19 protein-coding genes and 1 other annotated feature are annotated in these 23,088 nt (G+C 47.5%); of the genes, 14 read left to right on the top strand and 5 right to left on the bottom strand.

Annotated elements, in window-relative coordinates; translation table 11 throughout:
- Nucleotides 1–97 precede the first annotated feature (97 nt).
- A complete protein-coding gene (locus ACFPYJ_RS06770; RefSeq protein WP_379187323.1) occupies nucleotides 98–904 on the top strand; it encodes an NAD-dependent epimerase/dehydratase family protein in 807 nt (268 codons plus the stop codon).
- A 150-nt stretch (nucleotides 905–1,054) separates the two neighbouring features.
- On the opposite strand, the gene ACFPYJ_RS06765 is transcribed toward ACFPYJ_RS06770, so the two are convergent.
- Entirely contained in the window at nucleotides 1,055–1,384 is a 330-nt protein-coding gene (locus ACFPYJ_RS06765) for a winged helix-turn-helix transcriptional regulator (protein ID WP_379187322.1), read from the bottom strand.
- Nucleotides 1,385–1,712: 328 nt separating this feature from the next.
- On the opposite strand from ACFPYJ_RS06765, the gene ACFPYJ_RS06760 reads away from it, so the two are divergent.
- The 3 genes from ACFPYJ_RS06760 (at nucleotide 1,713) to ACFPYJ_RS06750 (ending at nucleotide 6,237) form a co-directional block, all read left to right on the top strand.
- Nucleotides 1,713–2,687, top strand: a complete 975-nt coding sequence (locus tag ACFPYJ_RS06760) for an aldo/keto reductase (RefSeq protein WP_379187321.1) — start codon at nucleotides 1,713–1,715, stop codon at nucleotides 2,685–2,687.
- A 39-nt stretch (nucleotides 2,688–2,726) separates the two neighbouring features.
- On the top strand, nucleotides 2,727–3,683 hold the full coding sequence (locus tag ACFPYJ_RS06755) for an aldo/keto reductase (protein ID WP_379187320.1): 957 nt from the start codon (nucleotides 2,727–2,729) through the stop codon (nucleotides 3,681–3,683).
- Nucleotides 3,684–4,232: 549 nt separating this feature from the next.
- Nucleotides 4,233–4,487, top strand: a binding site (T-box leader).
- 73 nt (nucleotides 4,488–4,560) lie between these two features.
- Nucleotides 4,561–6,237 (top strand): glutamine--tRNA ligase/YqeY domain fusion protein, encoded by a 1,677-nt coding sequence (locus tag ACFPYJ_RS06750; RefSeq protein WP_379187319.1) that lies wholly within the window; start codon nucleotides 4,561–4,563, stop codon nucleotides 6,235–6,237.
- A 197-nt stretch (nucleotides 6,238–6,434) separates the two neighbouring features.
- On the opposite strand, the gene ACFPYJ_RS06745 is transcribed toward ACFPYJ_RS06750, so the two are convergent.
- Nucleotides 6,435–7,805 carry an MFS transporter gene (locus ACFPYJ_RS06745; RefSeq protein ID WP_379187318.1) on the bottom strand — a complete coding sequence of 457 codons (1,371 nt, stop codon included), beginning with the start codon at nucleotides 7,803–7,805 and terminating at the stop codon, nucleotides 6,435–6,437.
- A 116-nt stretch (nucleotides 7,806–7,921) separates the two neighbouring features.
- Here ACFPYJ_RS06745 and ACFPYJ_RS06740 point away from each other — a divergent pair, with 116 nt between their 5' ends.
- Together ACFPYJ_RS06740 and ACFPYJ_RS06735 are read left to right on the top strand one after the other, a co-directional pair.
- The gene (locus tag ACFPYJ_RS06740; RefSeq protein ID WP_379187317.1) at nucleotides 7,922–8,248 is read left to right on the top strand and encodes an ArsR/SmtB family transcription factor; all 327 of its coding nucleotides are present in this window, start codon (nucleotides 7,922–7,924) and stop codon (nucleotides 8,246–8,248) included.
- A 398-nt stretch (nucleotides 8,249–8,646) separates the two neighbouring features.
- Nucleotides 8,647–9,507: a phosphotransferase gene (locus tag ACFPYJ_RS06735; RefSeq protein WP_379187316.1), complete on the top strand. Its 861-nt coding sequence runs from the start codon at nucleotides 8,647–8,649 to the stop codon at nucleotides 9,505–9,507.
- 283 nt (nucleotides 9,508–9,790) lie between these two features.
- On the opposite strand, the gene ACFPYJ_RS06730 is transcribed toward ACFPYJ_RS06735, so the two are convergent.
- The gene (locus ACFPYJ_RS06730) at nucleotides 9,791–10,675 is read right to left on the bottom strand and encodes a LysR family transcriptional regulator (protein ID WP_379187315.1); all 885 of its coding nucleotides are present in this window, start codon (nucleotides 10,673–10,675) and stop codon (nucleotides 9,791–9,793) included.
- A 129-nt stretch (nucleotides 10,676–10,804) separates the two neighbouring features.
- On the opposite strand from ACFPYJ_RS06730, the gene ACFPYJ_RS06725 reads away from it, so the two are divergent.
- Both ACFPYJ_RS06725 and ACFPYJ_RS06720 read left to right on the top strand, forming a co-directional pair.
- The gene (locus ACFPYJ_RS06725; protein ID WP_379187314.1) at nucleotides 10,805–12,034 is read left to right on the top strand and encodes an MFS transporter; all 1,230 of its coding nucleotides are present in this window, start codon (nucleotides 10,805–10,807) and stop codon (nucleotides 12,032–12,034) included.
- 283 nt (nucleotides 12,035–12,317) lie between these two features.
- Nucleotides 12,318–13,667 (top strand): FAD-dependent oxidoreductase, encoded by a 1,350-nt coding sequence (locus ACFPYJ_RS06720; RefSeq protein WP_379187313.1) that lies wholly within the window; start codon nucleotides 12,318–12,320, stop codon nucleotides 13,665–13,667.
- Between the two features lie 278 nt (nucleotides 13,668–13,945).
- Here the strand turns inward: ACFPYJ_RS06720 and ACFPYJ_RS06715 are convergent, their stop codons facing one another.
- Nucleotides 13,946–14,380: a hypothetical protein gene (locus tag ACFPYJ_RS06715; protein ID WP_379187312.1), complete on the bottom strand. Its 435-nt coding sequence runs from the start codon at nucleotides 14,378–14,380 to the stop codon at nucleotides 13,946–13,948.
- Nucleotides 14,381–14,425: 45 nt separating this feature from the next.
- Complete coding sequence (gene pdxR / locus ACFPYJ_RS06710; protein WP_379187311.1) at nucleotides 14,426–15,862, bottom strand: MocR-like pyridoxine biosynthesis transcription factor PdxR; 1,437 nt, start codon at nucleotides 15,860–15,862, stop codon at nucleotides 14,426–14,428.
- Between the two features lie 317 nt (nucleotides 15,863–16,179).
- Here pdxR and ACFPYJ_RS06705 point away from each other — a divergent pair, with 317 nt between their 5' ends.
- The 6 genes from ACFPYJ_RS06705 to ACFPYJ_RS06680 all read left to right on the top strand — a co-directional run bounded on the left by ACFPYJ_RS06705 (nucleotide 16,180) and on the right by ACFPYJ_RS06680 (nucleotide 23,026).
- Nucleotides 16,180–17,883, top strand: a complete 1,704-nt coding sequence (locus ACFPYJ_RS06705) for an NADPH-dependent assimilatory sulfite reductase hemoprotein subunit (protein ID WP_379187310.1) — start codon at nucleotides 16,180–16,182, stop codon at nucleotides 17,881–17,883.
- 15 nt (nucleotides 17,884–17,898) lie between these two features.
- Nucleotides 17,899–18,723, top strand: coding sequence for a uroporphyrinogen-III synthase (locus ACFPYJ_RS06700; RefSeq protein WP_379187309.1), 825 nt, complete (start codon nucleotides 17,899–17,901; stop codon nucleotides 18,721–18,723).
- 49 nt (nucleotides 18,724–18,772) lie between these two features.
- Complete coding sequence (locus ACFPYJ_RS06695; protein WP_379187308.1) at nucleotides 18,773–19,726, top strand: carbon-nitrogen hydrolase family protein; 954 nt, start codon at nucleotides 18,773–18,775, stop codon at nucleotides 19,724–19,726.
- Between the two features lie 38 nt (nucleotides 19,727–19,764).
- On the top strand, nucleotides 19,765–19,899 hold the full coding sequence (locus ACFPYJ_RS06690; protein WP_379187307.1) for a hypothetical protein: 135 nt from the start codon (nucleotides 19,765–19,767) through the stop codon (nucleotides 19,897–19,899).
- A 240-nt stretch (nucleotides 19,900–20,139) separates the two neighbouring features.
- Nucleotides 20,140–21,528 (top strand): MATE family efflux transporter, encoded by a 1,389-nt coding sequence (locus ACFPYJ_RS06685; RefSeq protein ID WP_379187341.1) that lies wholly within the window; start codon nucleotides 20,140–20,142, stop codon nucleotides 21,526–21,528.
- Nucleotides 21,529–21,751: 223 nt separating this feature from the next.
- A complete protein-coding gene (locus tag ACFPYJ_RS06680; protein WP_379187306.1) occupies nucleotides 21,752–23,026 on the top strand; it encodes an acyltransferase in 1,275 nt (424 codons plus the stop codon).
- Nucleotides 23,027–23,088 lie beyond the last annotated feature (62 nt).

Below are 23,088 nucleotides of genomic sequence, written 5' to 3'. Positions count from 1 at the left end.
AAAAGTGCTTACTTCTCAGATGAGCGATTTTATTTTATGGTATAGTCGGTTGTTCATGATTTTATTTGCTGTATATCAGGACAAGGGGGATGAAAGAATGAAAATCTTAATAACCGGTGCCTCGGGAAATTTAGCCTCTGGCGTAACCGAGCAATTAGCTCGAAAGCACGAAATTACATTGTCTGATGTTGTTCGTGTTGAAACTGCATTCACGTATTATCAGGCGGATGTACGCCAAACCCATGCATTGGATCAAGCTTCTGCTGGAGTAGATGTTATTGTCCACACTCCGGCGTTTCATGGCATTCACATGGGAAAGCATTCCGAACAGGAGTTTTACGATCTGAATATTACGGGGACGTTTCAAATGTTCCAGTCGGCTGTACGCAATAAGGTGCGCCGCGTCGTGTGGCTCTCAAGCATGTCTTATTATGGATCCGATTTTTATGCTTATACGAAGAAAATCGGTGAACAAATGTGCCAGTTCTATCATGAACGCCATGGAATTGAAGTGATCATGCTGCGTCCTGCGGATTTTACTCCTTATGCGGATATCCGCAACTATGGAGAGCGGTTGCTTCATGGCGGGGTTGACCGCCGGGACGTGATCGAAGCTGTCGTCTTGGCAGCGGAATGTACGTCAACATTCGGCGCATACCGCATTATACGCCATGATTCATTTACGAATGATGATGTGAAAGCGTATTCTGAATCCCCAGTCGAAATTTGGGACAGACTCTATCCCGGCGCCAAAAAAATCATTGAAGCCTGCAAGTTTAAACTGCCTTCTGAGATCCGCGTAACCGATTTATCCAAAGAAAAAGAAGAATTGGGATACACGCCGAAGTATCATTTCGGCACTTTTATTCAGGAATTCACAAGGGATGGAATGATCATCTCATGAATTATCGTTTGTGAAGGCTCGAAAGTAGAGCTATACGCTCTAGATCAACAAGCCCTTCCGGATCCGGAAGGGCTTGTTTTTTTTCTAAAAGAATGAAGTGTTCTGGATGAATCCATCAGCTTCGCTTCTTTACATTCGACAATTCACTTCTTAGGCCCAGTGGGCTCCCCATGCTTTCATCTCATGGATAATGTTATGCAGCTTATGTCCCTTCTCAGTTAAATCATATTCAACCGTCGGCGGAATAGTTGCAAAAGCTTCGCGCACGACAATGCTGTTTTCCTCCAGGTGACGCAGGGTTTGAGTCAGAGACTTGGAGCTGATGGCGCGAATGTTCGTTTTTAATTCCCCAAATCTTTTTTTGCCTCCGAAGAGTTCCCGAAGAACCAAAAAAGACCATTTCCCTCCAATGACATCCAAACATTTTTCGATGGAGCAATCGTATTGAGTTTGAGCATTACCAGGTTGTGAATGACCCATTACCATACCTCCGATAAAATCATTTGTTTAAAATATATACCAAGGCAAGAAAAGATACTAGCTAATCAATAAATTGTAACCTTTTAGTAACTTAGTTAAGTAAAAGTACGTACTTTTCAAGTATGGACAATTACTTTATGATACGACGTAGCGCTATTAACAGGCAGGAATGGCTTTATATTATGGCTTTTCCGGGTAATAGAGAACAGTCCCCCTGTGATGCGGCTGCGCAGAGATGTCAAATGAAGTACTGAACTTATGAAGTTGTGAAATCGCTTCCAGGAAGCAACGCAAGGACCAATTTCGAGCTAAAAGGAGAAGGATATCGATGGAATACCGTGTATTAGGACGTTCTGGTTTAAAGGTAAGTGAGGTTAGCTTGGGATGTTGGGCGATAGGCGGACCTTCGTGGAGAGATGGAAGTCCTGTCGGGTGGTCTGGCAATGATGATAATGCCTCCCTCGCTGGTTTGAGACAGGCCTTTGAGCTTGGCATTAACCACTTTGATACGGCTGATGTTTATGGCGACGGCCATTCGGAACGAGTAATCGGCAAATTTCTGAAAGAAGTTCCTCGGGATCAGACGGTTATCGCAACCAAAGTTGGTTGGTTTCGAGGTACGGCACCGAATGCGATGCAGCCTGTACATATCCGGCATCAGCTTGAACAATCTCTCGTGAATTTGGGAACGGATTATATCGATCTCTATTATTTTCACAACACGAATTTCGGACCCGATGATCAATACCTGGAAGAAGCGGCGGATACGATGCGTCAGCTGCAGAAGGAAGGAAAGGTTCGTGTAATCGGCCAGTCCGCTTATAGCTACGGGGATTTCATGCGTGTATGCCCAGTGACGCGTCCTGATGTACTGCAATTTCATTATAATGCGTTTGGGAATCAGTTTGATCAGGAGAAGACCAATCTATTTCAATGGGCGGACGAACAAAATTTGGGGATTGTTCTATTCGGGCCTCTGGCGCAGGGGCTCCTATTGGATAAATTTGATCCGGATCATCCGCCTCAATTCGGTGAGGGAGATATTCGTTCGGGAAATCAAGCTTTTACGAAAGAAAGATTGCTGGAAATACGAAGCAGACTGCAGCCGGTTAAGGAACGCTTCGGCAGTGAAGTCCGGGATTTGGTCCGGGTTGCAATCCAGTATCCTTTAGCGCAATCCTCGAATGCCTGCGTCATTCCCGGGTTCAAAAATGCGAGTCAGGTCGAATCCAATGCCTCAGGCGCCGGACAGCCGCTGAGTGCGGAGGATGTTTCGTTCATTAGACGCGTGCTGAGGGGATAAGCCATGGTTGGCTGCATATAAACAAGGAGGTTATGAAAATTGGACAAAAGAAAACTCGGATCAACAACGGTTGAAACGGCGCCAATTGTTCTTGGAGGCCATGGATTTATTGATTTTATGGGAAAACCAAAACCAAGCATTGAAGAAGCAGCTAAAGTCGTCTCCTACTTAGCGGAGCAGGGGTTAACTCATTTTGACTGTACATTTTCCTCCGAGAGACAGATTTACAGTGAAATATTGAAGAGGACGGGCCTTAAAGGGAAGCTGCTTCCTGTCATTTGGCATGGATGGCATGAACGGGAAGAAAAAAGCGCGGATGATATCGTGACCAATTTTAAATATATACTCGATGAGCTCGGATGCGAGAAAGCGGGTATGGTGATCTTTCATAATACCTGGCCTGAAGGACCGGCCTCCGGGAATATTGAACATCCATATCCGGACTGGGTTTTTGAAGGATTTCAGCGATTGAAAAGTGAAGGCCTTGCGGATGCCGTAGGGTGGGGAATGCTTTCCGGCGGGAGATTATCTGAAGAATATTTATATCAAATCTGGGAGCAAATCGATTTCATTGCACCGTACTGGAACTACTCCCTGCGCCGTCAGCAATTTATGGTCGAGTTTGCCCGGGAGCATGGACTTGGGGTTTACGCTGTAGGCGCTTTTGCAAGAGGAGCCATCTTCAAATGGCCAGGTGTAAAGCCTGAAGAATTGGTACGTCCTTGGCTAAAATGGATCTTTAGGGAACCTTCCGTATTTGCCACTTCCGTAAGTTTATCTACGATGGAAGAAGCTCAACTGACTTTGAAAGCTTGTGACGGAAAACCGATGAGCGGGGAGGAGTCTTTGTACTTTCACCGCATGAACTTTCCGATTCAGATGGTCGATTACCGCATACAAAATGGGCAGCGAAGCTTGCAAGGTTTTGAGATGGTGTCTCCTGAAGCCCATGGCAGCAATATGATCGGCCATAACATGATCAAATGGAAAGATTAATTTGCATAAAGGATGCAGCTCCGGATATGCAAAGTTGAACAAGACTTGGGCGATTCTAATCGTATTCCCAATATCCGATAGGGGAAAAACACAGAAAAGGCCCATGGGATGAGCCTTTTCTGTGGGGTTTTTGGAGGAATTTTAGCAGCCTGAATGCATGGTGGGACATTCAGACATTTATTTAGTAGCCTCCGTAACCGCCAAATACTCCGCAACTACAAGCTACAATCACCAATAATATGAATAGCACCAGGATCGTACCAGCGTTAGTAAAAGCACCGCCTACATGACCGGACATTTATTCAATGCACCTCCTCACGTGTTGAGTACTCTGTAAGTTATGCAAAGATCGTGATAGATGATTGGGTGTTTGTTACCGAGACATTTTAATACTGTCATTGGCCTAGTGAAAACGGATCAGAAGACGGTACGATTGTAAATTTCGGGAAACTTCAGGGAATAAATGCAACGATTTAAGCTGTGTTTCATATCATAAATAAGAATATTTGTTTACACAAAAGGGGATAATTGTTATCCTATATGCAATATTCAAACGCGATGACGAGAAGAGTAAGGGAAAACGTTCTTGCACAGAGAGCTCCGGCAGCTGAAAAGGAGCAAAGAACCTTTCTCCGAACCAAGCCTCTGAGCAGCATGCCGGAACCTTCGATGGGGATGGTATGACGGGAGCTCCCGTTATCGGGCTAGAGTATAAGCATTGCCCTGCAAAGCCGTACTTGAAGAGGTTAATATGGCGACATATTAATGAAGCTGGGGTGGTACCGCGAAAATTTCGTCCCCAAGACATGAGGTCTTGGAGGTGAAGTTTTTTTTGTGCCGGGAAACCACTAATCGCATTCATTAGGAGGAGTCGTCAATGGGGAACGAGAAGGAGCATTACAGCGAAAACTTTTTATTTAGGTTAATTAGTGAGGAGCTTCAATTGAAGGCATTTGGCAGGGACATGTGCACGCGGTTTCCTCCCGAGCCGAACGGTTATCTTCATATCGGAAGCGCCTACGCCATACACACGAATTATATAATCGCCCAAAGATTTAATGGAAATTTTCATTTACGGTTTGATGATACGAATCCTCTTAAGGAGGATATCGAGTATGTGAACGCGATTATCGAGGATATCAAGTGGCTCGGGTATGATCCGGGAAATCATATCTACTACGGCTCGGATTATTCGAACGAAATATATAACGCCGCAGTCTCCTTAATCAAGCAGGGAAAAGCTTTTGTCTGTGATTTGACTCCTGAGGAAATGACGGAGTATCGGGGGACTTTGACGGAGCCGGGCAGGAACAGCCCGTATAGAAACCGATCCGTAGAGGAGAATCTGGAGCTCTTTACGACAATGAAGAATGGCGGCTATCCGGCTTCCTCCAAGGTTGTCCGTGCCAAAATTGATATGAGCTCGCCTAACATAAATCTGCGTGATCCTGTTATTTATCGCATTATCCATGCAGAGCACTACAGAACGGGAAACGACTGGTGCATCTATCCGATGTACGATTTTGCTCATCCCATTCAAGATGCGATTGAGGGCATTACCTATTCCTTATGCTCCATCGAATTCAAAGATCACCGCCCCTTGTACGAATGGGTCTTAAAAGAGCTTGATATCCCAGAGCCTCCGCAGCAAAGGGAATTCGGCCGGTTGAGCTTAACGGGGGTTGTGACAAGCAAACGGTTTTTGAGGCAGCTGGCAGAGGGAGGTTACGTAGACGGCTGGGATGATCCCAGGCTTCCTACGATCCGCGGCTTAAGAAGAAGGGGCTTCACGCCGGAAAGCATCCGCAGCTTCATTGAGGAGATCGGCAGCATCCGGACCCAAAGCACGGTAGACATGTCGATGCTGGATCATTCCCTCAGGCAGGATCTTAAAGCAAAAACGATTAGCATCATGGCAGTTTTGCATCCGTTGAAAGTCGTCATTACCAACTACCAAGGGAATGACTCGGAGCTGCTGATGATCGAGAATAACAGCGAGAACGAAGCGCTCGGGAGGAGAGAGGTTCCTTTTTCCAAAACCATCTATATCGAACGGGATGATTTTATGGAGCAGCCGCCTAAGGGCTTTCACCGCCTCAGTCTGAATGGCGAGGTAAGACTGAAGGGGGCCTATTTCATCCGGTGCGAGGAAGTAATCAAGAATCCGGATACCGGGGAGATTACGGAGCTGCGCTGCACTTATGACCCGCTCACGAAGAGCGGCACCGGATTTACCGGACGTAAAGTGAAGGGGACGATTCATTGGGTCTCGGCAGAGCATGCGGTAAAGGCTGACGTTCATCTGTATGAGAAGCTGCTGCTGGAGCAGAAGCTTCCGAATGACGACAACGGGGATTGGATCGATGCGGTCAATCCGGATTCGCTTATTATTGTAAAGAATGGGTTGTTGGAGCCTTTCGTTCAACATGCACGTCCTGAACAAAAATATCAATTTTTCCGTCATGGCTATTTTTGTGCGGATAAGAAATTAACTACAGCCGGCCGGCTTGTATTTAACCGTATCGTGCCGTTGAAAGACAGCTGGAATAAATAACGAAATAACGAGTAATGAGCAGCTATAACCATGACAACAGGCTGCCGACATTGTCGGCGGTCTGTTCAGCTGTACCAGGAACGAGTGCACATCAATACGAAAAGAGAACCTTAAGACCCACAGTGGGTTTAAGGTTCTCTTCAATGAATGATGGATTTGAATCTGGGTCTACCCTTTGGGATAGCCCCACGTTTTTATCAATTTTTTGCAACTTGGGGCATTCGCCGTCCATAGAGATAGGCGCAGCCTATCGAAAGGAGCACGATAATCGTCAGTCCCCAATAGATATTGCTGTAAGCAGCTTTCAGGGGCAGGTCTTTCTGCCAAGATAACGCGCTTGCGGTAGCTGCAACTCCGAACGCCCCGCTGAAGAATTGGAGAAGCTGGAACAGCCCAAGGCCGGAGCCGATCTGAGAAGGTTTCAAAATGCGCGACATCTCATTCGAGATGCTGCTGGATAAGAACGTGAAACCTACACTCAGCAGCATATAAATAAACAAGATGGCGACATAGGTCGTACCTGCAAGCAGAGCGAACAGCAGCACCGACGCGAGAACGAGCAAAGGAATAAAGCGGATGATCGCCGCATTGCCTTGCAGGTCGATGATCTTACCGACTTTGCGCGATAGGAATAAAGCCAGCAAAGATCCGGGAAAAATGACGAGACCGGAAGAGATCGCGCTTAAGCCGTACAGATTAACCAGGATTTGCGGCATCAGAAACAATGTAGCGAAGCTGCATAAATAGGCGGCGATCCCAACGGCTCCCAGCATCAAGTAGGCACGGTTGCGAAACAGGACGGGCTGAACGAAGGGATCCCGCGCCCTGCGAATGCGAATGACGAACAGGATGAGTGAGATCAGACCTGCGGCCAGCGCAATCCCGGATTGATTCGTTAAGAACAGTAAAAGGCCGGTCGTTCCGATACCTACGAAGAACGCCCCCAACGCGTCGAAGGAGCCTTTGGCCGGCTTCTCCGTAGGAAGAAGAGCCGCGAACAGCGGAACGAGCAGAATCGTAACGGCGGTAACCGCGAATAGAAAATGCCAGCCAATAAATTCGACGATAGCCCCGCCTGCTACGGGTCCAAGGCCAAGCCCGAGCGAAGCAGCCGACATAATCGTCGCCATTGCTTTGCCGCGCCGCTCCAGCGGGACGTACCTGGTAATTAGCACAAGCGATAGAGCTGGAATCGCACCCGCTCCTGATGCTTGTACGAGGCGGACGATCAGAAGCAGCAAGAAGCCGTTACTGAACAACCCGACGATGGCCGCCGCGCTAAGCGAGACAAGCGCGATAATAAACAGCCGCCGTATCGGAACGAAATCGGATAACCGGCTGTAGGTGATGGATGAGATCGCGAAGACGATGGAATATCCCGTAACGATCCAAGAGGTTGTCGATGGCGACAAGCCATAATCGTGAGCCACGCTTGGCAACGCCAAATTAAACATCATTGTATTCATGATAACCAAAACGATCGACAATCCTAACAGGACGGTCACCAGACCTTCCCGAATGGACGTTTGTTCGAAACCGCGTGCGGCGGCCGACGCTGACGTTGACATTTGACTCACCACCTTTTGTTGTTTTAAAGTTTCATTATTATCGAACAATAGAAATATAACATGCTCTGTGGTAAAATGCAATTACGGAAATAAATAAATTTAAAGGGGGTTGGCCAATGAAAATTCTCTTCCATCCGGACAAGGCGGATATCCAATTATCCTCGGTTCTATATGCTCTCAGCGATCCCATCCGATTATATATTCTGAGTGAGCTGAACAAAACGGGGGAGCGCACGTGCGGGGATATCGAAGTGCCCGTCGTGAAATCGACCTTATCACACCACTCGCGAACCCTAAGGGAAGCGGGCATTGTCCGCGTTAGGTCTCTTGGCACGCAGCGTTTTCTTTCCATTCGTACGGAGGATTTGGAAGACCGGTTTCCCGGACTGCTTAAATCCATTCTGGCTGCCTACGAAATGTCGGGCGCACCGATACCCCAATAACAATGAAGACCCTATTTGCCTGTGATTATGCCGCCGGGTCGAATGGGGTCTATTAACTTCATAGACAGTTCTGCTTCAGTTTCTGCGCAAAATACTCCATTTATCAAAAATAGGTTTCGATATAAATCAAACAAGCTCCCGTCAGAGAAGCTTATTATCCTGGAGGCTCATCAGCATGAGCTGCTTAGGCGGCAAATGGAGCTGAATCAAGCGTTTGAGGCGGTCAACCACAAGCTGTCGTTATATGATAAGATCCCAAAAAGGGATTGTATCTCCTGAACAAGAATTACTTCATATGGCCGGGGATGATTCCAAGAAAAGGTGAGAATTATGCCCGCTGAGTCTTTTAACTATAAGATGTAAGGGAATTGAATTAAACCAGAGAGGTGAAATGAGATATGCACCGTCATCATCTATTCGAATTATTGCTGCACGACGACGACGAACTGGCTGAGCTCCTTGGCAGCCTTGTATCGGAGCGAACCACCATTCACGAGTGGCCGCTATCATGCGTTCAACGCATTCGAACCGAAAGTGGCAGCAGCTACATCTACAAGGTGCAGGCCCCGCCAACACTTGAGGCTGACTTTTACGGCCGGGCCCGATCGGCGCTCTTGGTGTCAGCCCGCGTAATCGAGGCAGAGGGAACGACTACTGCGATGATAATGGAGGAGGTCGACGCGCCGCGATTGAACGACAATCACCTAGAGGAGACAGAGGCGATTGCGATTGCCTCCGATCTGCTTGAACAGATCGCGGAGATCGAAGGAGAGCTGCCGGCCATGGTGGACATCTGTACAGAAGAGCGTTGGGCCTCTTATATTAGATCAGTCCTGGATGATATACGCGCCTTAATCAGGGAGGGCAGTTTTCATCAAGTGGATCTCGAACTGGTAAACTGCCTTAGTCGATGGAGTGAATCCCCATCGTTGAAGAACGCCATCCACTCGCGGTCAGGATACGTCCATGCAGACCTTAAGGCTGAAAATGTGTTGGTAACGCCAAAGGGTTACCTCGTCCTTGACTGGCAGCGGCCTATTCGGGGACCGGTAGCGCTGGATTGCGCTACTTTATTGATCTCATTGGGAATTGATCCGACGCGGCATGTCTCTCTAGGGATTGTGCAATTATACCACTTTCTACAAATCGCCTGGTACGCACAGGCAGCCCGGAGATGGGTGCCTCATGGCAAGCCGTGGTTCGATGGAATTATTAAAAGCATCAGCAGCGAGCTCGCGCGTTTGCAGCAGGAGGGTTGAGCGTGATTTTGAGTTCGCCTAAGGACAGCATTATGAAATCCAGATATAACTCTTACAAACAAGAAACAAAAATCCACCTCTGTACGCCTCATTGAACAATTTCAGATACAGCCCCTCACGAGTATTCAAATCGAAATACATAACGTTTTCCCTTGGCTATGCTGCCGCTGAATGACATCCACAATATTAGTGAGGTCGACCAGAAAGATCTGGTGACCTCATACTGCGAAATGCAAGCGCAATCGGCTGAACCGTGCATGTAAGCGGAGCCGAATTCGGGTTCCTAAGATTTACTGAAAAATGCTATGGCAAATTGGCGAAAATGAATGGCGGCCTGGGATAAATAATGTTTTTTGTTCCATGCAATCCCGAATGTGCGATTACAAAGCGGCTCCGTTATTTTTAATTGAACGGTTTCCGTATTTGTGGCTCTCCCCCCCAGTGAGAGGGGGAGGGTAAAGGTGATGCCGAGGCCCATTTCAACCAATGTTTGTATGGCACTGACTTCTTCAAGCTCGAAAGCGACATGGGGTTCAAAACCGGCTTTTCGGCAAAACCCATCCGTAATTTCCCGAAAATTAGATCTGGAGGACAAGGAGATAAAAGGTTCATTGGACGCTTCAATTAATGGAATGCTCTTCTTGGAGGCAAAACGGTGTCCCTTCGGCACAGTCAAACACAATTCCTCTTCCACCAGCGTCAGCCACTCAATATCCGGCCCGGTAACCGGCGTGGTAGATATGCAGAAATCAATATCGGCGTTCTCCAGGTCGTTTTTCATTTCTAAAGCAGAGCCCAATTGACGCTGTATGACCCGCACGTGAGGATGGGCGGTAAGAAAATCTTTCAGAAGAGTTGGCAATACATACGGAAGCGTCACCGATATGGATATGACTCCATGGTCGAGTCCTGCCATATCCTTGAGCTCCCGCTCTCCTTCCTCCAGTTCCAGAAAAGCTTGCTCAACCCGTCGAAGATAGGTTTTCCCGAATGCATTCAATTTGATATGTCTGCCTTGACGCTCGAATAAAGGAATTCCCAGTTTTTTCTCTAACCGCTGGATCGAGTTGCTGAGCGAAGGCTGCGATACATTTAACGCTTTGGCTGCCTTTGTGATGTGCTCCAGGCGCGCAACCGCCTGAAAATATTTGAGCTGGAGAAATTCCATGGTAAGCCCTCTCTTCATACATAACTTTAATGTGATGTTTCAATCATAAAATAAGTATTATTTTTAATAAAGTTTCAACCTTATACTATTTAAACATACAGAAAATTTATTAAGGAGAATGGAGAGAGTTTGTTGATTAGAGAGAGAATCTGGACGAAGAATTTTATTGTTGTTTGTATGAGCAGTTTTTTCATGTTTCTCACTTTTTATATTCTCGCGACCGCTTTTCCGTTATATGTGAAAGATAGTTTGAACGGGGATCAGCAGCAGATGGGATTAACCATTACCATCTATGTGATCGGAGGCGTATTGATCAGGCCCTTCTCGGGTCAGTGGGTAGATCGGTTCGGGAAAAAGAAAATGGCTGTTATCGGGATGGTCATTTTTCTAATTGCCTGTGTAGGTTATTTCGGCTCCAAGGGAATTTTCTTATTCATGGTCATTCGTCTTATTCACGGAATGAGCTATGCGGTAGCCTCGACGGCGACAAGCGCGGTTGCATCTACGCTGATCCCTGATTCACGCCAGGGTGAGGGAATGGGTTACTTCAGCATGTTTATGAGCGTTGCCATGGTTGTCGGTCCTGCGCTCGGGCTTTTTCTATGGAGGGATAAGAATATCCATGTCCTGCTGCTGGCGGTATGTGCCATTGCTGCACTTTCTCTGCTCTTTACGATCGGAATGCGGTTGCCCCAGCAAAGACCATGCACTGCGGAAGCCGTTCAGAATTTAGAGCCTGCCAAGAGAAAAAAGGGCTTGAGCTGGAGCGACTTTATTGAACCGAAGGCGCTGCCGATTTCGTTGGTAGGGTTTGTTCTGGCCTTTTCTTACAGCTCATTATCCGGCTTTATCTCTTCATTTACGGCAGAGATTCATCAATCCCAGGTCACGAGTTATTTTTTTGTTGCTTTTGCGGTCATGATCGTATTGTTCCGTCCTGTCATCGGCAAAATATTCGATAAGTATAATGAACATTTGCTGTCTTATCCTGGCCTCTTGTTGTTTGCCATAGGCCTGATATTGTTAAGCCAAGCTCATTCCGGTACGGTCATCCTGATCGCCGGTGTCATCATGGGGATCGGTTACGGGGCGCTCGTGCCTTGTTTTCAAACGCTTGCCATGAAACTGGCCTCGGGACATCGCAGGGGGGCCGCTATAGGGACGTTTTTCTTGTCCTTTGACTTAGGCTATGGATTGGGTTCCTATTTTATGGGACTGATTGCTTCTTTCACGGATTACCGGATGATGTATGTTGTCGCAGGACTCATTACTTTGCTTTCTGTTGCCGTCTACTACTTGCTCCATCATCGTCATCAAGCTCAGCTGCCCATTCAGAATCAAAAAGCCAACATAGCTTAAATGTGAAAATCAAACACATAAACCTATAAAAGTCGGGTAACAGCGGCTTTTTTTTGATTGGATGAAATCCTTCTTTGACTAGGCTTGACATGAACGGCAAAGACAAAATCAGCGTCAGACGGCCATGGTTCATTGGCGCGATTTAGTTCGATTGTTATTTACAGCATTATCCAAGATGAGTATATTAATTATACTAGAAATGAACGCGGCAGAATGCCCATTGGAAACATAAAGAATATGCGGGCCCGCAAATGCCTGGCTTGCAATGAAGGAGGAAATTTCAATGAGCCGAGGTGAAGTTACCATTCCGGCCGAGTCGATTCCGGTATCGCATGACGTGGATGTTGTTGTAATTGGAGGTGGGCCGGCAGGGATCGCTTCAGCGATTAGCGCTGCTTCGAACGGTGCGCGAACGCTCCTGATTGAGCAGCGCGGATTTCTGGGAGGGATGGGAACGGTTGCGCTCGTTCCCGCCTTTTGTCCCTTTACGGATAAAGAAAAGCCGGTCGTACGCGGAATTGGCCTCAAGCTTATGGAACAGATGAAGCTGGCTTGCAATCCGGAATACCGCAATAGGCATGCCCATGCGCTGGATTGGGTGCCGATTGACCCCGAAACGCTCAAGCGTGTGTACGATGATGCGCTGATTGAGAGCGGAGCGTCTTTGCTTTTCCATACATTTGTTTATGATGTACTGCTGTCGGAAGATCGGCGTCAAATCGAGGGTATGATTATTGTTAATAAATCCGGCCGCTCTCTCGTGCGCTGCCGCTATGCCATTGATGCGACGGGTGACGCTGATATTGCGGCAAAGGCCGGTGTTCCGTTCCAGAAAGGCGGGGGGCAGGGTGAGCTGCAGCCAGGCAGCATGTGCTACCTGCTCGCGAATGTCGATCGCGCTAAGTTCGACCGCTACCTGAGGGAATCCGGCGATTCAAGCCAGCTCAATCAAACGGTCGCGCGTGCGATAGCGGACGGCGCTCTGCCGGAAGGACGGAAATCGGTATCGGGATTTGCTTGGGTGAATGATTATTTGGTCGGCGTCAATTTCGGACATATCTTCGGCATCGACGGGACAAGCGCGGAGGATCTGACTCGAGGAGCAATCGAAGGCCGCAGACTGGTGGAGCGCCAGGTGCAGTTTCTTCGGGCCTATGTCGGCGGATTCGAGAAGGCGCATGTGGTCGCTACAGGCGAGCAGGTAGGCATCAGGGAAACACGGCGGATTCAGGGCGATTATACGCTCACGGCCGAAGACTTCATACAAGCTCGTTCATTCGAGGATAACATTGCACGCAATGCCTATTTTATCGATATTCATATGGCCGACAGCAAAGGAACGATGACCTTTAAGCATTTGGCGCCGGGACAATCCCATGGCGTGCCTTACCGGGTGCTTCTTCCAATAGGGATTGATAATTTATGGGTCCCGGGACGTGCCGCTTCCGCCGATCGTGCCGTTCAGGGATCTCTGCGGGTGATGCCGAATTGCTTCGCAATGGGCGAAGCTTCCGGTACGGCAGCGGCTCTTGCGCTGCAATCATCTGCTACATCACGGGAACTATCAGTCACGGAGCTTCAACGGAGGCTGCTGGAGCAGAATGCGTGGCTCGGTGAGGTAGTGCCGAACTGAACATGGCGGAGTCAGATGAAGCCTAATGTCGCGAGCGGTTGATGAAACGTAAGGCACGCGGGCATTAGCTCAGCTGTTCTGCACTCAGACTGTTATCGTCCTATTATGCATATGCTATTATCGCAACCCGGCCGAACGAGGTCGGGTTTTTTATGCGGAGCATTTCCGGCCTTTAACCCTTTCAGTTTGAACACAAGCCTACTGCATCAATTACTGCATCAATAAAATCCCCAATAAACGCACTAATTCAAGCACTAATTAAAGCACTAATTAAAGCACTATGAATGAAGTCCGCGTAAATCGCGGGCTTTTTTAGCTATCGGGACGAAGTGCTTCCATCGAAGCTTAACGGCAGTAACGACGGCGAATGTGCCGCTCAAATAATAAATGGACGAAAAGGCAGTCGTATCATGAGCGCGGTCACTAAACCAGCCGGGATGATAATATCGGTTCAGGAAGAGCATCAGCGGGATAATATGAAGTGTCCCAAGCAAAGGAGCCGTGCATAAGTACAGGAACAGCGGGTGAAGCCATCTTTTTACAGGACGCAAAATACGCGGATACAGTGCTTTTGCAATCGAAAAGTAGACCAATAATCCAACCGATGTATACTCAATTCGCCACCAATGCAGCGTATAAATTTGAAGCTTGACGAATGGGCATGATAGTACAATAACAATAGGCTGCCGATAAAGGGTTGTCCCATCCATCATGAAAGGAATGAGGGATGGGACAACCCTCTTTGGATAGAGGCTTGTTTAACAAAGTACGCTTCGAAGTGCTGCCGCAAATTTCGATATGCCCGGTCCAATGTCATCTGCTTTGGGTCTTGCATACGTAAATCGCATATAACCTGAATCCGATCCGTAAACACTGCCCGGTACGAAGATAACTCCCCTCCGGATCGCTTCCTCAAGCAGCTTACTGTCATTTACCTGGGGTATAATTTTGCACCATAAGTGCAAACCACCTTGCGGAATTGTAAATGTCACCAAGTCCGGCAGTTCTTTTTGTAAGGCTTCGATAAGCAAGTCCCGTTTATAAAGCAGATGCATGCGCAAACGTTCCATATGAGGAAGGAAATAAGGAGATTTCAAAAACTGTTCGGCAACCCTTTGCGGGACAACACTAAGTCCAAAATCCATCTGCTGCCTGGCATCCGCCAGCCGCTCGATAACCGAATGAGGAGCGACCATCCATCCGATACGCAGCCCGGACGCTGCGATTTTGGAGAAAGAACCGATATAGAGGACCGAGCCGATCGAATCCATGGATTTGAGCGGAGGAGGAGGTGTTCCCTTATAGGCTGTCAGGCTAAAAGGATCGTCTTCTACTATCGGCAGTCCCAGCTCACTCGCGACATCCAGCAGTTGGATTCTTCGTTCATGATCAAGCACCGCGCCAGTCGGGTTTTGAAAATTGGGATTGATAAATACCATCTTGATGCGGTGTTTTTTGAAAAGGGAACGAATATCTTCGGGCCGGACTCCTTTATGATCTACAGGAAGACGAAACAGTCGAAGCCCGGCCGATTGAAACATGGGCAAAGAGTAGCAATAAGAAGGATCTTCAATGGCAACCGCATCTCCGGGAGACAGCAAACATTGGGTAATCAAATACAAGGATTGCTGGGAGCCGGAAGTGATGAGAATCGATGAGTCTAAGGTTTGGATATCCCGATATTGATCTAAATAGGTGACCAGCGCTTGTCTGAGCGGCAAAAAACCTTGAGGATTGTCATATCCCAGATATTCTGTGTAATGATTTTCGTTCATAAGCATGTTGATCTCCTCGACAGGAGATAGATCCGCAGCCAGTTCGCCGCTTGCGAAATCAATCAAGGTTTGATTTTGCCCTAGAGCTTCCCGGACACGGCGCAAAAAGGGCAGGTTCGGCAGGAAACTTCCGCCTTCTGCATACCGATGCCAATTAGGAGTATGCTTCGGCGTTGCCCCCCATTTATATTTACTTACTCGCGTTCCGCTTCCCGATTGGCTTTCAATAATCCCCAGCACACGAAGCTCTGCATAGGCAAGAACCACTGTACTGCGGTTCACTTCCAATTGCTCCGCCAATTTTCGTTCGGAAGGAAGCACGCTGCCCGGCGGGAATTCGCCATAAGATATTCTCCGTTCGAGATCGTCGGCTATTTGTTGATACAGAGGTTGGCTGCTTTGACGATCAGGTTTCCACAATTTTATGACCTGCTTCCGTTTATTTATAGAATGAATCATAACTGTCATTTGTCATTTTATCATACCACCTGATTTGACATAAGATGCCCCATTTTTCAACGTAAAAATGACAAATGAATTTCAATCTATTGAACATGGATGGTCCACGTAACAAAAAAATGGATGGGAAGGATACCTCCGGCTGGGAAGCGCTGTCTGATGTAGAATGGTGAAATTCAGATTGGATGGGTGTAAATAAACCGCTATTGGATGGTTTGTTTTAATGTTTTTTCTATTACCATTGTAGACATATCGGAATGGAGTGAGGAGTGAAGTCTTTGACAACGACAGGCGATGAGAAATTATCCAAGATTGAGATCATAAAGCGGCAGAGCCGTCACCTGCGAGGAACGATTAAAGAGGACCTTCAAGACGGCCAACCCCATTTCTCGGAAGAGAATGTGCAGCTGCTCAAATTCCACGGCGTTTATCAGCAGGACGACCGTGATCTGAGGGCAAAGCTCAAGAAAGAAGGCAAGGAAAAGCATTACAGCATGATGATTCGCGCCCGCATTCCAGGCGGATTGCTAAAACCTGAACAATACCTGGTATTTGATCGGCTGGCGGACGAGTATACGGATTATAAAAATATGCGCATCACGACACGTCAAACGCTTCAGCTTCATGGAATTCTCAAGGGAAACCTGAAACGGACAATCCGTTCGCTCAATGAATCGCTTGTTACGACGCTTGGAGCTTGCGGCGATTCTGGACGTAATACGATCTGCTGCGCGGAACCGGGCGACGAGCCGTTTCGCATGGAGATGCGCCATGATTTGCTTGCCTTGTCCGATCGGTTGAGCGCAAAGACGAATGCGTACCATGAGATTTGGGTGGACGGCGAGCCCGTTGAACTCGCTGAAGGAGAGACGGAAGAGCCGTTATATGGAGATGTATATCTTCCACGCAAGTTTAAAGTTGCTATCGTACCAGAAGGGGACAACTGCATCGATGTTTACGACAATGATCTCGGTCTCGTGGCGCATATCGAGAATCAGCACATCGTTGGATATACGGTGCTGGTAGGCGGCGGAATGGGCCGGATGGCGCTTGATCAGGAAACGTATCCTCGTCTTGCAAGCCCGCTTTGTTATGTGGCCAGAGATGAAGCAATCGATACCATACTGGATACCTGCGTTGCGATCGTGACCATGGAACGGGACTTCGGCGATCGCTCGAACCGCCGATTTGCCCGCATGAAATATCTGATTGACCGGCGTGGACTGGAATGGTTCAAGCAAGAGGTCGAGGAAAGACTGGGCCGGGAGCTTGATCCTCCGCGGGAGCTTACTTGGCAGAGCGGGAACGATCATCTCGGCTGGCACCGCGAACGCGATGGAGTCAGTTACCTGGGGCTGTTCATTCCGTATGGTCGTATTAAGGATACGGAGACCATAAAACTGAAATCGGCACTTCGCGACATTGTGCGGGAGTTTCAATTAACCGTTCGCTTCACCGCACAGCAAAATATAATTCTGAGCGGCATTGCAAATGGCCTTCGAAATGCGATCGAAGATAAGCTGCGATCCTTTGGTGTACCTCTTCCGAATGAGCTGTCGAATGTGGAGCAGAATACGATGGCATGTGTATCGCTTCCCACTTGCGGGCTTGCCCTTGCCGAGTCGGAGAGGGCTTTGCCCGAGCTGATGCCGCACTTCAAGAAGCTGTTCGAAGAGCTTAATCTCGCGGAAGAGACCATCACGATTCGAATGACCGGATGTTCGAATGGCTGTGCGCGTCCATATAACGCCAACATTGCTTTCATCGGTCGTGCCAGCGGCAAATATGATGTGTTTCTCGGCGGCAGTTCGCTTGGCACAGCATTGAACGAGCGGTTTAAAGAAACGGTGCCGATTGATCAGCTGGTGGCAACGGTACGCCCTATACTGGAATCGTTTGTTGAGGAGCGGGAGCTTGGCGAGGATTTCGGCAGCTATTGGCGCCGCGCCGGCTTAGAACGGTTCAGGAGCATCGCGAATTAGAAAGGAGTACCCGTAATGGCCAAGGCACTGGAGGGAAAACGAATTGTCATCACGGGTTCCCGTAAACTAAGTGAACTCAGTGAAATTATTGAGAGACAGGGCGGGTATCCCCTTGTTCGCCCTCAACAAGGAACCTTGCTGCCCGCGGAAGAGGAAGTTGAGCGCGATCTGAACCATCTGGTTGAAAGCGGGACTGATTGGATCATTTTCACAACGGGAACGGGGCTCGAAGCCTTGCTTCATCAGGCAGAACGAACCGGTGCTTACACCCGGCTGCTCAATATTGTGAAGCAATCCAAAGTTGCGGCAAGAGGATATAAAACATTTGCCATGTTGAAGCAATTAGGTATTAAGCCGATTGTCATTGATGATGATGGGACGACACAAGGGCTTATTCGAGAGCTTCAAGCCTTTGATTTTGCAGGACAAGGCGTAACGATCCAGCTGCATGGAGAGCCTATGCCAGCATTGGTTGCCTTTTTTGAACAGAGAGGGGCTGCAGTCAGAGCGATCCTGCCTTATAAGCATGTTGCTCCGGATGATGAGGTGTCGCGTCAGTTATGCCAGGAGATTATGGAAGGCAGAGCAGATGCGGTCTGCTTCACAACCGCAGTTCAGGTTCGATATTTTTTTCTGTATGCCAGAAACAGTGGTTGTTATTTGGAAATTATAAAAAACTTCAATGGTCGAGTCGTTGCGGCAGCGGTAGGAAGAGTAACGGCTGAGGCATTAAAGGAAGAGGGAGTAAGACTGGTCCTAACGCCTGATAGTGAAAGGATGGGGGCCATGATCATCGAGCTTTCACGTTATTACAAGAATAAAGCGGCTTTAACGAAATGAAACGTTATGAATAAGGGGATACATTAGTTACGAATGGATGGAGAAAATCATGAAGAAACAGCATGTTCGTGTCGCTGTCGTGCAATCTGCTCCGAACCTTTTTGACAAGGAATCTGCCTTCCAGAAAATAGAAAGCTATTCGATTGACGCTCGTCTCCAAGAAGCTAATTTACTTGTATTTCCAGAAGTGTTCTTATCCGGATACCCTAGAGGTCTTACTCTTGGTACTCGTGTCGGGAGCCGAACAAGCGGAGGGCGCAAGGATTGGCAGAGGTATTGGGAGAGCTCAATTGACATTCCCGGTGAGGATACTAATCGGCTGGCCAAAATCGCGAAAGAAAACGAATTGTATCTTGTAGTAGGCGTTGTGGAAAGAGATCAGGAATTCAGCGGCTCAACCTTGTATAATTCGATTGTATATCTTGGACCGGACGGAGAAGTGCTGGGGAAGCATCGCAAGCTTATGCCTACGGGTTCTGAACGGCTTTTGTATGGACAGGGAGACGGCAGCACGCTTACTGTCATCGATACCCCATTTGGACGTATAGGCGGACTCATATGCTGGGAAAATTATATGCCGCTTGCCAGAACAGCTATGTATGCTAAAGGAATCGACATTCTAATTACGCCCACGGCTGATGCCCGCGATACTTGGCAGGCAACTCTTCAGCATATTGCTTGTGAGGGTCGATGCTATGTGCTTTCCAGTAACCAGTTTGTAACGAAATCGACTTATCCGGTTGATCTGGCCGGCTACCTTGATATCGAGCAAGATGCAGATGTATTATGCAGGGGAGGCAGTGCGATCGTTGGGCCGCTGGGCGAATATGTTGAACAGCCGTTATATGACCAAGAAGGGATTATTTATGCGGATCTGGATATGTCGCTTGTCATGCAAAGCCGTTACGATTTTGATGTGGTGGGGCATTATAACAGACCTGACATTTTTCAATTGGTCGTCAACGAAACGAAGAAAGACATTGTTAGCTTCAAGCTTAAATGATCTCGTGAGCTGTCGATTCCACCAAGGAGGAGAAGCAGATGCAAGTACCGGCAGGCGTTTGGATTAGTGCGGCTATCATCATCGTCATTTTGTCATGGATGATATTTTGGATTACGAATAAAGCGTATTCGAAAAGATGGGAAGATTATGACGACCGAATTGACGGTCAATAATAAATAAAATACAGCCTTTCTCTATTTCAGAGAAGGGCTGTTTTTTTACTTTCGCGAGCAGCATAGCAAGTATATTTTGTGTTTTGTCAGGTCCGTTTCGCAGGCAAAAAGAATTGACAGGCTCTATCCTCGGTGATAGCATCAGGAATAAACATAAGCGGTCAAGATGAATGGCGTTAAGCAAGCTCTTCGATTTGAAGAGTTTTTTAAAAATACGACAAAAAAGAATGTGATGATGTGATTCAACCCCATTTAAGAGCTTGGAAGCAAAGCTTTTTTGACAAGTATCTTTCTGGAGAATCAATTGATTATCGGCAAATTATTTCCCTATTTATCCCCATTCTGATCGATCAGGCTTTTCTAGTTTCTCTAAGTCTGGTGAACACCGCGATGATCAGCTCCTCTGGTGTAGTAGCGGTCAGCGCAGTCAACATGATTGATTCGCTTAATATATTTCTTATCAGTGTCTTTATTGCCGTGTCGACCGGGGCAACGATTGTGGTCGCGCAATATAAAGGAAGCGGTAATAACCTGATGGTTTCCAAAGCTGCGTCCAGCTCCGTTTCCTCGGTATTCTTGTTCGCACTCTGTATCAGTTTGTTTGTGTTTGTGTTCCATCAACCGGCATTGAATATTCTGTTTGGATCGGCCTCGCCGGAGCTATTAGCCAAGGCAAAAGTTTATCTGATCGGAAGCAGTATGTCTTACGTTGGAATTGCGATTGTGGAGGCAGTTTGCGGCGCGATGAGAGGGATCGGGAAGACCAGAGCGTCGCTTGTTCTATCCTTGCTCATGAATTTAACCTACGTTCTATTAAACATTCTATTTATCAACTTTTTACACATGGGCGTACATGGTATGGTTATTGCTGTGAATGTTTCCAGGTATCTCGCTGCAGCCTTTGCCATTTTCTTTTTAATGAAAATGGATACGAATCTGCATGTTCAAATAAGAGATATGTTTCATCTAAATTTTCCCATGATCAAAAGGATCATGTTCATTGGTCTCCCGATTGCAGCGGAGCAGATGTTTTTTAATGGCGGGAAAATTATTACCCAGATGTTCATTGTCAGCCTTGGTACATATGCTATAGCAACCAATGCCATTAGCTCTTCTTTCGCCAGCTTGTCCCAAATCCCCTCTAATGCCCTGGCCCTTACGCTAATTACGGTGGTCGGTCAAAGTATGGGGAGGCGTAATGTTGATGATGCCAAAAAATTCACGAAGTCGTTTCTCTGGCTGTCGTCCTTTTCCTTTATATTGATGGGTCTGATCATTATCCCCCTGTTCCATCCGCTTGTCGGTCTGTTTCATCCCCCAGCGGATATTGTGGATGACATTTTCACGATTGTGCTGATCAATATTATTGCTCAAATACCGCTATGGTCGATCAGTTTTATTATGCCATCAGCGCTTCGGGCATCGGGCGACTCGAAATTCACATCCATCATTGCTTTGCTGTCTATGTGGTTGTTCCGGATTGTGCTTGGTTATATTTTGGGTATTGTTCTGCACTTTGGAATCATTGGCGTCTGGCTAGCTATGAATTGTGAATGGGGAGTGCGCGGTACCATCTTCCTGTGGCGTTTTTATGGGAAAAAATGGTATCAGCATCGTTTGATTGACTAGGAAGTCAAAAAATTGGTCCTACTTTAAGTCGCGTAAATCGCGGCTTTTTTGTTATAGACAAGACAGCCATTCCTTAGATATATCCAATTGTGCAAATGGTCATCCCTAAAACTATTAGCAGCAAAAGGTAATTTTTGGAATATCCTTTTTTTTAATCTTCTACTAACACTGATGGGATAGAATCTTTACTAATGTTAAAAAGGTTAGAAATGAGGAGATCGTGATGAGCTTGCCGCAACGAGCCGGGGCGTTGTCCGGCCCGCAGATTGGGCTGAAGACCGACTTGCTCCCGGCAAAAAAGAAAGAACGGATAGAGGAAGTAACCCTATTGAGGGCGTTTGCGTTTCTCGCCATTACCCTGCAGCACTGCATAGCTGAATATATTTACCGGGCTGATATTTTGCAGCCTGATGCCATTATGCTTGCGATGCTGTTTGACTTCACTCGCTTCGGGACGCCGACATTTGTGTTTCTTTCCGGCTTGCTGCTGTTTTACAACAACAACAGCGGCAAACTGGCCTATTGGCCATTTGTTCGAAATAAGCTGACTGCCATTTACTTACCGTTCTTATGCTGGACAGTGATTTATTGGATCGCCGTACAGTTGATTTCATTCGGTCAATTGGGTAATCCGGCAGACTGGCCGAGGACGCTGCTCCATCAGTTGTTCCAGCCGACAAACGGTTATCATCTGTGGTTTATTCTGATGATTTTTCAATACTATCTGTTGTTCCCGCTCTTTGCATTCGCAGTCAATAAGGTGCGCCGAAAGCTTCAAGAGATGCCGGGAGGGGCGTCCTTCCGCAGTGTGTTTCTGATTGTTGCCGTATTGGGTGCATTGTACGGTATCCTGATGTGGTTATCCAGTTACCGGATGCCGGACTGGGCGGCTGAATGGGGCGGCTTCTGGGCTGACGTACTGTCTTACCGGACGTACTATTTTGTTTTTTACTTCTTCTACTTCCTGCTTGGCGCGGTTTGCGCTTTCGGGCTTCAGCGGTGGCGGCGTTTTGTAGAAAATGGATTCATAGGGTTCGGATTTGCATTCATTGCCCTATACATCTGGCAAGGCCATGAGTTCCTTAACTATTCCACGGAACAAATGAACCTCAACTTTGCCGGATATTTGAGGCCGTTGACCTTCGTTCTTATCGTGTTCCAGCTTCTTGTGCTGTACGGTATTGTATTGGTTGTGCAGAAGAAGGGGGGAGCGGCGCGCAAGGTGATGCACTTTATCGGCACTTATTCCTTCGGCGGATTTCTTGCTCATGCCTTTGTACTGATGCTTATTAGTTCCATTACGAGGCCGCTTGTGCTCACCGGCTATCATTTGCCGGCTGCTGCTCTTACCTTTATAGCAACGGCAGCCGGTTCGATTGCCCTTGCAAAGCTGCTAAGCAAGCTGTCTTTCGGGCATTGGCTTATCGGTACGACAGGGAAGCAGGCTAAGCGAAACCGGATGGAAGCCGCGCCGGTGAAACATACATTTCCTCAATAAGGGTCTTCCCAAATGGAACAATAGCAAATAAACGGCCTCTGTTCGCATCCAAAGCGATGAGG

It is taken from the genome of Paenibacillus solisilvae (genome assembly GCF_042656405.1).
In the GTDB taxonomy this organism is placed as follows: Bacteria; Bacillota; Bacilli; order Paenibacillales; family Paenibacillaceae; genus Paenibacillus_Z; species Paenibacillus_Z solisilvae.
Note: the sequence above shows the minus strand (reverse complement) of the source record. Positions and strands in the feature narration are given on the sequence as shown.

What these genes read in the sequence shown, in the direction of transcription:
- ACFPYJ_RS06740 (WP_379187317.1), top strand. Translation starts at nt 7,922, where the DNA reads ATGAAAATTCTCTTCCATCCGGACAAGGCGGATATCCAATTATCCTCG.
- ACFPYJ_RS06735 (WP_379187316.1), top strand. Translation starts at nt 8,647, where the DNA reads ATGCACCGTCATCATCTATTCGAATTATTGCTGCACGACGACGACGAA.
- ACFPYJ_RS06690 (WP_379187307.1), top strand. Translation starts at nt 19,765, where the DNA reads ATGCAAGTACCGGCAGGCGTTTGGATTAGTGCGGCTATCATCATCGTC.
- ACFPYJ_RS06695 (WP_379187308.1), top strand. Translation starts at nt 18,773, where the DNA reads ATGAAGAAACAGCATGTTCGTGTCGCTGTCGTGCAATCTGCTCCGAAC.
- ACFPYJ_RS06720 (WP_379187313.1), top strand. Translation starts at nt 12,318, where the DNA reads ATGAGCCGAGGTGAAGTTACCATTCCGGCCGAGTCGATTCCGGTATCG.
- ACFPYJ_RS06730 (WP_379187315.1), bottom strand. Translation starts at nt 10,675, where the DNA reads ATGGAATTTCTCCAGCTCAAATATTTTCAGGCGGTTGCGCGCCTGGAG.
- ACFPYJ_RS06680 (WP_379187306.1), top strand. Translation starts at nt 21,752, where the DNA reads ATGAGCTTGCCGCAACGAGCCGGGGCGTTGTCCGGCCCGCAGATTGGG.
- ACFPYJ_RS06715 (WP_379187312.1), bottom strand. Translation starts at nt 14,380, where the DNA reads ATGATGGATGGGACAACCCTTTATCGGCAGCCTATTGTTATTGTACTA.
- ACFPYJ_RS06750 (WP_379187319.1), top strand. Translation starts at nt 4,561, where the DNA reads ATGGGGAACGAGAAGGAGCATTACAGCGAAAACTTTTTATTTAGGTTA.
- ACFPYJ_RS06700 (WP_379187309.1), top strand. Translation starts at nt 17,899, where the DNA reads ATGGCCAAGGCACTGGAGGGAAAACGAATTGTCATCACGGGTTCCCGT.
- ACFPYJ_RS06765 (WP_379187322.1), bottom strand. Translation starts at nt 1,384, where the DNA reads ATGGGTCATTCACAACCTGGTAATGCTCAAACTCAATACGATTGCTCC.
- ACFPYJ_RS06770 (WP_379187323.1), top strand. Translation starts at nt 98, where the DNA reads ATGAAAATCTTAATAACCGGTGCCTCGGGAAATTTAGCCTCTGGCGTA.
- ACFPYJ_RS06745 (WP_379187318.1), bottom strand. Translation starts at nt 7,805, where the DNA reads ATGTCAACGTCAGCGTCGGCCGCCGCACGCGGTTTCGAACAAACGTCC.
- ACFPYJ_RS06760 (WP_379187321.1), top strand. Translation starts at nt 1,713, where the DNA reads ATGGAATACCGTGTATTAGGACGTTCTGGTTTAAAGGTAAGTGAGGTT.